Origin of the sequence: Vibrio sp. V43_P6S15P86 (assembly GCF_009904725.1) — a bacterium.
Taxonomy (GTDB): Bacteria; Pseudomonadota; Gammaproteobacteria; order Enterobacterales; family Vibrionaceae; genus Vibrio; species Vibrio diabolicus.
This window is the reverse complement of the sequence record NZ_WXWT01000293.1, coordinates 1-8,924: the sequence shown is the minus strand read 5'-3', so window position 1 is coordinate 8,924 and position 8,924 is coordinate 1. Positions and strand designations below refer to the sequence as shown.

Sequence of the window (8,924 nt, the reverse complement as noted above, 5' to 3'; positions counted from 1 at the left end):
GCATTGTAGGCAGTGGCTACGTTGGTCTACTGAAAATGGTCATCATGCCACTAGTATTGGTATCGATGATCTCTGCAGTTGTTAAATTGGAGAAAGGTGGATCATTAGGTAAAATTTCTGGCCTGACCATCTCTGTTCTTCTAGTAACGACTGCAATTGCTGCACTTATCGGTATCTTGGTGACAACAACATTTGGCCTGTCAGCAGAAGGTTTAACTGAAGGTGCTCGTGAAACCGCTCGTATCGCCGTTTTAGAAAGCCGTGCTGGTACAGTAAGTGACCTGACTATTCCTCAAATGCTAGTTAGCTTCATTCCAACCAACCCATTTGCTGATCTAACAGGTGCTCGCTCGACCTCAATTATCGCTGTCGTTATCTTCGGTGTATTAACCGGTATCGCCGCTCGTAAAGTGATGATGGAAAAAACAGAGTTAGAATCACCGATTCGTACTTTCGTAGAAGCTGCTCAATCAATCGTTATGCGATTAGTGAAGATGATCATGGCGTTAACACCATACGGCATCGCAGCACTGATGGCAAAAGTGGTAGCGACATCAAGCGCAGGCGACATCCTAAACCTACTTGGCTTTATTGTGGCGTCTTATGTTGCTATCGCTCTGATGTTTGTTGTTCACGGCGTCTTAGTCTCGTTTGTCTGCGTTAGCCCTGCGGAATACTTTAAGAAAATCTGGCCTGTACTGACCTTCGCGTTTACATCTCGTAGCTCAGCAGCAACGATCCCACTAAACGTAGAAGCGCAAATCACGAAACTTAACGTTCCACCAGCGATTGCAAATCTATCAGCATCGTTTGGTGCCACTATCGGCCAAAACGGCTGTGCGGGTATCTATCCTGCAATGCTGGCAGTGATGGTAGCTCCGACAATGGGTATCAACCCTCTGGATCTTCACTTTATCCTGTCATTGATTGCGATTATCACCATCAGCTCATTTGGTATTGCAGGTGTTGGCGGCGGTGCAACGTTTGCAGCCTTGATTGTTCTTCCTGCAATGGGCTTACCTGTGACCATCGCGGCGCTGCTTATCTCTATTGAACCATTGATCGATATGGCCCGTACCGCACTGAACGTTTCAGGATCAATGACTGCGGGTACGATTGCTAGCCGAGTGCTGAAGTCACCAGAAAGCGAAACAGCATTGGAAGAAACACGAGCGTAAAGCTCAAACTACTTCCCAAGCTATAAAACGTAAAATATCAAGCCGATGGTTCGCCATCGGTTTTTTCATTTTCAAAAATTCAACTTGCATCTTTCGTTGCTAGTCAAAGCGTTGAATGGTCTAATACTGTCATCGGTTTTGTAAACGGTAAGCAGAATGCACCAAGATAATCAGCCCACTTTTTTCTTCTTTGATTATGAGACATGGGGAACAAACCCCGCGAAAGATCGCCCAAGCCAGTTCGCTGGTGTTCGTACAGATGAAAACTTTAATATCATCGGCGAGCCTTTAGTCATGTACTGCCAGCCACCTGCTGATTATCTTCCGTCTCCTGAAGCTGCGCTTATTACTGGTATTACTCCGCAAAAAACGGTTCAAGAAGGCCTTTCTGAGCCTGAGTTTATCGCTAAGATTCACGCTGAACTCGCGAAACCAAATACCACCAGTTTAGGCTACAACAGCATTCGCTTTGATGACGAAGTGACCCGTTATACTTGTTATCGCAACTTTATCGATCCATACGCATGGAGTTGGCAAAACGGTAACTCGCGCTGGGATTTACTCGATGTGCTACGCGCATGCCACGCCCTTCGCCCAGAAGGCGTAGAATGGCCAGAAAACGAAGATGGCTTCACTAGTTTTAAATTAGAGCACTTGTCTGTTGCTAACGGCATAGAACATAGTAACGCGCACGATGCGATGGCAGACGTGATTGCGACTATCGAAATGGCGAAAAAAGTCAAAGCAGCGCAACCAAAATTGTTTGACTATTTCTTTTCTATGCGCCAAAAGCGCAAGCTCAATGAATTAGTCGACATCGTCAACATGACGCCGTTGATGCACGTTTCAGGCATGCTAGGGCGCGAATGCCAGTACACTAGCTGGATTGTGCCTGTTGCTTGGCACCCAACCAATAATAACGCCGTTATCACTATCGATTTAGCGAAAGACCCTCAGCCTATTCTAGAGCTATCCGCAGAAGAGCTACACGAAAGACTCTACACTAAGCGAGAAGATCTTGGTGAATTGCTACCAGTGCCTGTTAAGTTAGTTCATTTAAACAAATGCCCTATTCTCGCCCCTGCAAAAACGTTAACGGCTGAAAATGCGGAGTCTATTGGCATTGATCGCCAGCAATGTCTCGCTAATCTCGCTTTGTTGCGCCAACATCCTGAAATTAGAGAAAAGCTGATTAGCCTCTTTTCAGTCGAGCGTAAATTCGATAAAAGTGATGACGTCGATACGCAACTTTACGACGGATTCTTCTCTCCGGCCGATCGCGCAGCCATGGATATCATTCGAGAAACCGACCCGAACAATCTTGCCGCATTGGACATTGAATTTGATGACAAGCGCATTAAACCTCTATTGTTCCGCTATCGTGCGCGTAACTTCCCAGGCACATTAGACGAGCAAGAACAGAGACGCTGGGCATTACACTGTCGAGAAGTGTTTGAAAGCCAAATTGAAGAGTACATGCTGAATTTAGAAAACTTAGTTCACGAACATGAAAGTGACGAAAAGAAGATTGCGATATTAAAATCCGTGTACCGTTATGTAGAGAGCTTAGCTTCTTAACTCCTCCTAATACAAGCGCACCTTATGGTGTGCTTGTTGTTTATATACTGTCAAAATGATTAAAGAACGATTCTTACAACTGATCCAACTGCTCATTTCAATCTTCCTCATCATGGGGGCACTTGGCATCGGAATTACCATTCAAAAGTTCACTGGCGTTTCCGTCCCAGGAAGTGTCATCGGTATGCTCGTACTGTTTTTCTCTATGACTCTTGGGCTTGTAAAGGTCGATTGGGTCAAACCGGGCGCCACGCTATTTATCCGCTACATGATTTTGTTGTTCGTTCCTATTAGCGTGGGATTAATGCAACATTTCGATATGCTACTCGCTAATGCCCTCCCTATCATTGCTAGCGCAGTTGGAGGCTCACTCATTGTACTAGTCAGCCTCGCTTGGCTGCTGGACTACTTGCTAAAGGAGAAGCACTGATATGTGGTTAGTTGTTACCATTGCGGTTTTTCTTGTCGCGCGCCAAATCGCAATCAAAGTGAATAATCCTCTAGCAAATCCTTTGCTGATCAGTATTGCAGTGCTCATTCCTTTGCTTACTTACTTAAATGTACCGTTTGAAACGTATTATGCGGATAACGAAGGGATCAGTTTTTTACTTCAACCAGCCGTAGTTGCTCTGGCTTACCCGCTATATGAACAACTACCACAGATTAAAGCAAACTGGCGAATCATCACTTTTGCTTGCACAGTAGGCAGTGTGATGTCGATGATGACAACCACCTTGATCGCAGTCGCTTTCAAAGCAGATATCAGTTTAATCGCAAGTCTAGTGGGTAAATCCGTCACTACGCCAATAGCAATGGAAATTTCGAGTCACCTCGGTGGTGAAGCTGCCGTTGCGGCGATCTTGGTTCTGATTGTTGGTTTATTGGGCGCGATTTTGGCGTACCCAATTTACAACTTAATTGGAATTAAACACCCGATTGCACGTGGCCTAACAATGGGTACCGTGTCTCATGCCTTAGGCACCGCGACATGTGCAGAGAAACAGCCCATTGATGCCGCGTTCTCATCACTCGCATTGGTTTTATGCGGCATCATCACTTCTATTTTGGCTCCAAGCTTTTTTGCTTTGGCTGTCTGGCTATATCAATAGTTAAGCGCTCTCGGTCTGCCCTCCTTCCGGCAGGCCGTAGCCTTCCCGTTTCTTCCTTATCCCTTCCAAAATTCTGTATTACCTCATCTAACAACCCGTTCTAGTAAGATCGTTAAGGTACTCTGACGAGATACACACTAATAACTTCAATATTCAGTGCAATATTACTGACTCAACGTTGCTTAGATATCTAGGAATAACGTTGTGTGGACATGTAGGCATCGTAATTAACATATCCCAGCGTCTTGGTCATATGAATATATACTGATATGGTTAATTGTGAGACGGAGATAACGCTTCACGTCAGTGCAATCGAATACATGTGTGAGCTCACTCTAATTATGTAACAGAATTATAAATTGCATTATTTATCGTGATCTAACGCACGGAACATTTCTATCCTTCACATAGAATAACTGTCCATGCAATAACAAGGATTCAACATGAAAAGTCGCATTGAACAGGCGCTAGCAGGCGCTCCAGAAGCACTTTCCAAACAACTTGCTCCTATCATCCAAGCTGATGATTTTGATGCTACGCTTTCAGTTCAACAGTTTGAGCAGTTGCTTTCAGCTACCGGTCTATCAGATAAAGAGCTTCGTGTTGCTCTACTTCCTTTTGCCGCAGCATATTCCTATGCTCCTCTTTCTGAATTTTATGTCGGTGCTATCGTTCGTGGTCTCTCAGGTCGCCTTTACTTCGGTGCCAACATGGAATTCTTTGGTATTCAGTTAGGTCAAACAGTTCACGCTGAGCAGTCTGCAATTAGCCACGCTTGGATGAAAGGTGAACGTGGTATTAAAGATATCACCATTAACTTCAGCCCATGTGGTCACTGCCGTCAGTTCATGAACGAGTTATCTACCGCAAACGAGCTTAAAATCCAGCTCCCAGAACGCGAAGAAAAGTCGCTGCATGAATACCTACCTGAAGCCTTTGGACCAAACGATCTCGGTATCGAATCCGGCTTAATGGCAGAAGTAAAGCATCAGTTCTCATGCGATGATGAAGACACTCTAATTCAAAGCGCTGTTGAAGCGATGAACATGAGCCACTCACCATATACCAACAACCTGAGTGGCTTAGCATTAGAAATGGCTAGCGGCCGTGTATTCCAAGGTGCTTATGCGGAAAATGCGGCCTTTAACCCTAGCTTGCCGCCATTACAAGTTGCGCTGATCCAAGTACTACTTGCGGGTGAAACTTTTGACAATATCAAAGCCGCTGCTCTGGTAGAAAACTCAGAAGGCAAGATCAGTCATTTGGCTGATACGCAATCAACGTTAGAAGCGTTGAATCCAGATATTCCACTTAGTTTTGTCAACGTATAAGCGACAATTTCAGTATAAAAAGCTCTACGGCATGTAGAGCTTTTTTATTGCCTAAAAACCAAAAGCAAACGTTTGCTTTGTCATGAAACTTCAGTATGATCTCCTGCAATTTCTGTCTCACCACTCTATTTTGTAAGGGAACACTATGTTTGGCACTGCAACCAGCGCAAATGCTACCCGTGTATTACTTTTAGGCTCTGGCGAACTCGGTAAAGAAGTCGCAATTGAATGTCAGAGACTTGGTTTAGAAGTGATTGCTTGTGATCGCTATGCTAATGCTCCAGCGATGCAAGTTGCTCACCGTAGTTACGTCATCGATATGTTAGATGGAAGCGCCTTAGAAGAAGTTATTACGAAGGAACAACCTACTTACGTCGTACCTGAAATCGAAGCTATCGCAACCGACAAACTGGTAGAGCTTGAAGAAAAAGGGCTGAATGTTGTTCCAACCGCTAAGGCAACCAAGCTAACAATGAATCGTGAAGGTATCCGACGTTTGGCTGCAGAAGAACTAGAACTGACGACATCACCTTATCGTTTTGCAGATACTTTTGAAGACTTCAAAGCCGCGGTTGAGCATGTAGGCATCCCGTGCGTAGTAAAGCCAGTTATGAGCTCTTCAGGTAAAGGGCAAAGTGTCATCAAGACCGAAGACGACGTTGCAAAGGCATGGGATTGCGCACAGGAAGGCGGACGTACGGGGGCAGGTCGCGTGATCGTGGAGGGTTTTATCGACTTCGATTACGAAATCACTTTATTGACTGTAAGAGCCGTTGACGGTGTGCATTTCTGTGCTCCAATTGGCCATCGTCAGGAAGATGGCGACTACCGCGAATCATGGCAACCGCAAGCTATGTCAGAAAACGCAGTAAAAGCAGCTGAATACACGGCTGAGAAAGTAGTCAACGCACTCGGCGGCTACGGCATCTTTGGTGTAGAGTTATTTGTTAAAGGCGATAAGGTCATTTTCAATGAGGTCTCTCCTCGCCCACACGATACAGGCATGGTCACTATGATTTCTCAGGAAATGTCAGAGTTTGCTCTCCACGTACGTGCATTTACCGGAATGCCGATTAATAATATCGTACAATATGGTCCATCTGCGTCGGCCGTTATTCTTGGTCAAGGGACTTCCACAAACATTCGCTTTGACAACCTAACCAAAGCCTTAGCTCAACCTCAAACGCAAGTTCGTCTATTCGGCAAGCCAGAAATCGATGGTCGCCGTCGTTTAGGTGTTGTCCTTACGCGACGAAAAACCACCGAAGAAGCCGTTCAAGATGCTGTTGAAAGTGCTTCAAAAGTTAATATCACTTATTAAATACGAACCACTTATACAAAAATAGCGCAGCTCAAATTGCTGCGCTATTTCGTTTTACAAACCCAAAAAACCTATTCACTCTCGATTAGGTACACTTCTTCAGAGAAGCGACTTAAGCCTTTTTTCGCAATTTTAGGATGGTTTTCATCAGCTTCATCTACGTTCAAACAGGTAACTTTGTAACCTGAAAATAACTGCTCAATCTCTTCGACTGGCACGCTAAATGGAGGCCCTGCCATCTCTTCTTGAGGATAGTTGAGTGTAACAAGCAAAATACGACCGCCTGGATTCAAAAGTTGCTTGAGACGCTCTACATACTCCTCTCGCATATCTTGCGGTAAAGCAACCAACGCGGCGCGATCATAAATGATATCGGCTTGAGATACTGGTGCAGTGAAAAAGTCCCCAGTATAAATAGAGAGCTCATCAAATTGATAAAGCTCGTGCATACCATTAACAGGCGTCACGGTTGGCGTATAAAAATGTTCAGCAAAAAAGGCACGAACAGCGATATGGCTCAGCTCAACACCTTCAACTGAATCATGCTTCATCGCCAACCAAATCAAGTCTTCTGACTTTCCACACAAAGGCACTAACACTTTGTCTTCACGCTTTGGGTTTGTGTGTTGCCAATATGCAGGTAATAGCGGGTTTACATCTTCCAAGTGAAATCCGATTTGATTACTGGCCCATTTATTATGCCAAAACTCTTGGTCTCTCATTTTACTTTCTACTTGTCGGCTGATTTTCATTTTGAGAAGTAAGACTAACGATTTTTTTCAATTTGTCTATGCCGTTCATCTTTGGTTAATACAGCGGTGATAGGATGTAAACGTTCTTATAGGAACCACGCCTTTATCTGATAAACAGAATAAAGAAAAGAGAAATGGTGATCTAACGCACGATTCCACTTCAAGACAAAACTGAAACCTTGGAATCTTTCGTAATGACCCCATTAATAAGTTAGTACCTGATTTGCCGAACTTAGCGACCTTTATGTTCCCTATTTTCTAAGTACAAGCAAGTTAAGGAGAGTGAATGAGCTTATTTCTTCGTACTACAGCATTGATGCTTTTGGTACTTAGCCGTGCACCGGCATTTGCCGCACTTCCAATTACCCCAGCGCCGAGTGGCGATCAAAATCGTTCAACAAGTCAAAACGAAGTTTGTTCGAAACTCTTTAAACATAGCCTTAGCGGCTTATATGGTATTCAGTCAATCGACGCAACTCCAACTCAGCCATACACTGACTTCGACATTCTTTACAGCAAAGCTCACCAAGCACAATTTGAGCTTGAAACTATCTGTAAAAGTACCGCACTTCTTAATGATGCTCAGCCATACTTCGCAGGCGTAAAGTCCAAACAACGAGCAGAAGAAAAAATAGCTTTGGAGTTAGATGGAAAAGTCGAACGCATTACTGACCTAGCCCGTGCCACGATTGTTGCTGAAGACGTCGCGAGCTTAGTCTCCATTTATGAAACCTTAGAGCGTGAAACAACAATTGTTAAAGTAAAAAATCGCTTCAAAAAACCTGGTCCTTCAGGCTATAGAGACTTGAACTTACTCGTTCGTTTACCAAAGACAAATCTGGTTGCCGAAGTTCAACTGCACTTAAAAGCCATCGCAGATGTGAAAAGCGGTCCTGAACACGACCTATACGAAAAAATACAGAAACTAGAACGCCAAGCGATGATGGAGAAACGCGAACTAAGCGAACTAGAACTCGCTTCTATTCGCAACATGCGTGCACAGTCTAAAAACTTGTACCAACAAGCATGGCAACCATACTTAACAACGCACCTAGAAGCAGCGTAATCCATATCATTAAGATATACTCAAAAACAGAAAAACCACCGCATTGCGGTGGTTTTCGTTTATATGCGACACAAGTTTTACGCAAAAAAAAGACCACGCCTTAGCGTGATCCATTTATTCGGCTTACTGTACTTTCTTCAGGTTTTCTACACGAGCTTTTAACTTCTGACCCGGGCGAAAAGTCACTACACGTCGAGCAGTAATTGGAATATCTTCACCGGTTTTCGGGTTACGACCAGGTCGTTCATTCTTATCACGAAGATCAAAGTTACCAAAACCTGACAGTTTTACCTGTTCGCCACTTTCCAGTGCCTTACGAATCTCTTCAAAGAACACTTCCACCGTTTCCTTGGCGTCCCGCTTACTAAATCCTAATTTATCAAACAGGTTTTCTGCCAGTTCGGCTTTTGTGAGCGCCATAAAACTTTCCTCAAAGCTATGTTAAACAATGCTACGTTAGTGTAGCGCCAGAGCAGTTTTACCCTACCAATTCAACAACATATCGGGGTTACATCAGGAAGTGTATGACAAGCTTATGATTTTCGCCAACTTTTTTCTTGGCGAACAAAAGGAATAGCACTATGTAAAT

The 8,924-nt window shown here is 44.1% G+C and carries 9 protein-coding genes; 7 read left to right on the top strand and 2 right to left on the bottom strand.

Annotated elements, in window-relative coordinates; genetic code table 11:
* The 6 genes from CAG69_RS13070 to purT all read left to right on the top strand — a co-directional run.
* On the top strand, nucleotides 1–1,178 hold a 1,178-nt coding region (locus tag CAG69_RS13070), incomplete at its 5' end, for an L-cystine transporter (protein WP_161444560.1).
* A gap of 156 nt (nucleotides 1,179–1,334) precedes the next feature.
* On the top strand, nucleotides 1,335–2,756 hold the full coding sequence (sbcB, locus tag CAG69_RS13065) for an exodeoxyribonuclease I (protein WP_005397785.1): 1,422 nt from the start codon (nucleotides 1,335–1,337) through the stop codon (nucleotides 2,754–2,756).
* 55 nt (nucleotides 2,757–2,811) lie between these two features.
* Nucleotides 2,812–3,186 (top strand): CidA/LrgA family protein, encoded by a 375-nt coding sequence (locus CAG69_RS13060; protein ID WP_005397786.1) that lies wholly within the window; start codon nucleotides 2,812–2,814, stop codon nucleotides 3,184–3,186.
* Between the two features lies 1 nt (nucleotide 3,187).
* The gene (locus tag CAG69_RS13055; RefSeq protein ID WP_005377888.1) at nucleotides 3,188–3,865 is read left to right on the top strand and encodes an LrgB family protein; all 678 of its coding nucleotides are present in this window, start codon (nucleotides 3,188–3,190) and stop codon (nucleotides 3,863–3,865) included.
* Nucleotides 3,866–4,308: 443 nt separating this feature from the next.
* Entirely contained in the window at nucleotides 4,309–5,196 is an 888-nt protein-coding gene (gene cdd / locus CAG69_RS13050) for a cytidine deaminase (RefSeq protein ID WP_161444558.1), read from the top strand.
* Nucleotides 5,197–5,341: 145 nt separating this feature from the next.
* Nucleotides 5,342–6,517 (top strand): formate-dependent phosphoribosylglycinamide formyltransferase, encoded by a 1,176-nt coding sequence (purT, locus tag CAG69_RS13045; protein ID WP_161444556.1) that lies wholly within the window; start codon nucleotides 5,342–5,344, stop codon nucleotides 6,515–6,517.
* Nucleotides 6,518–6,588: 71 nt separating this feature from the next.
* Here purT and CAG69_RS13040 read toward each other — a convergent pair whose 3' ends face one another.
* Nucleotides 6,589–7,239 (bottom strand): thiopurine S-methyltransferase, encoded by a 651-nt coding sequence (locus tag CAG69_RS13040; RefSeq protein ID WP_046874957.1) that lies wholly within the window; start codon nucleotides 7,237–7,239, stop codon nucleotides 6,589–6,591.
* Between the two features lie 316 nt (nucleotides 7,240–7,555).
* Here CAG69_RS13040 and CAG69_RS13035 point away from each other — a divergent pair, with 316 nt between their 5' ends.
* The gene (locus CAG69_RS13035) at nucleotides 7,556–8,335 is read left to right on the top strand and encodes a RelA/SpoT domain-containing protein (protein WP_006741655.1); all 780 of its coding nucleotides are present in this window, start codon (nucleotides 7,556–7,558) and stop codon (nucleotides 8,333–8,335) included.
* A gap of 123 nt (nucleotides 8,336–8,458) precedes the next feature.
* Here CAG69_RS13035 and ihfA read toward each other — a convergent pair whose 3' ends face one another.
* Complete coding sequence (gene ihfA / locus CAG69_RS13030; protein WP_005377899.1) at nucleotides 8,459–8,755, bottom strand: integration host factor subunit alpha; 297 nt, start codon at nucleotides 8,753–8,755, stop codon at nucleotides 8,459–8,461.
* Between the last annotated feature and the right edge of the window lie 169 nt (nucleotides 8,756–8,924).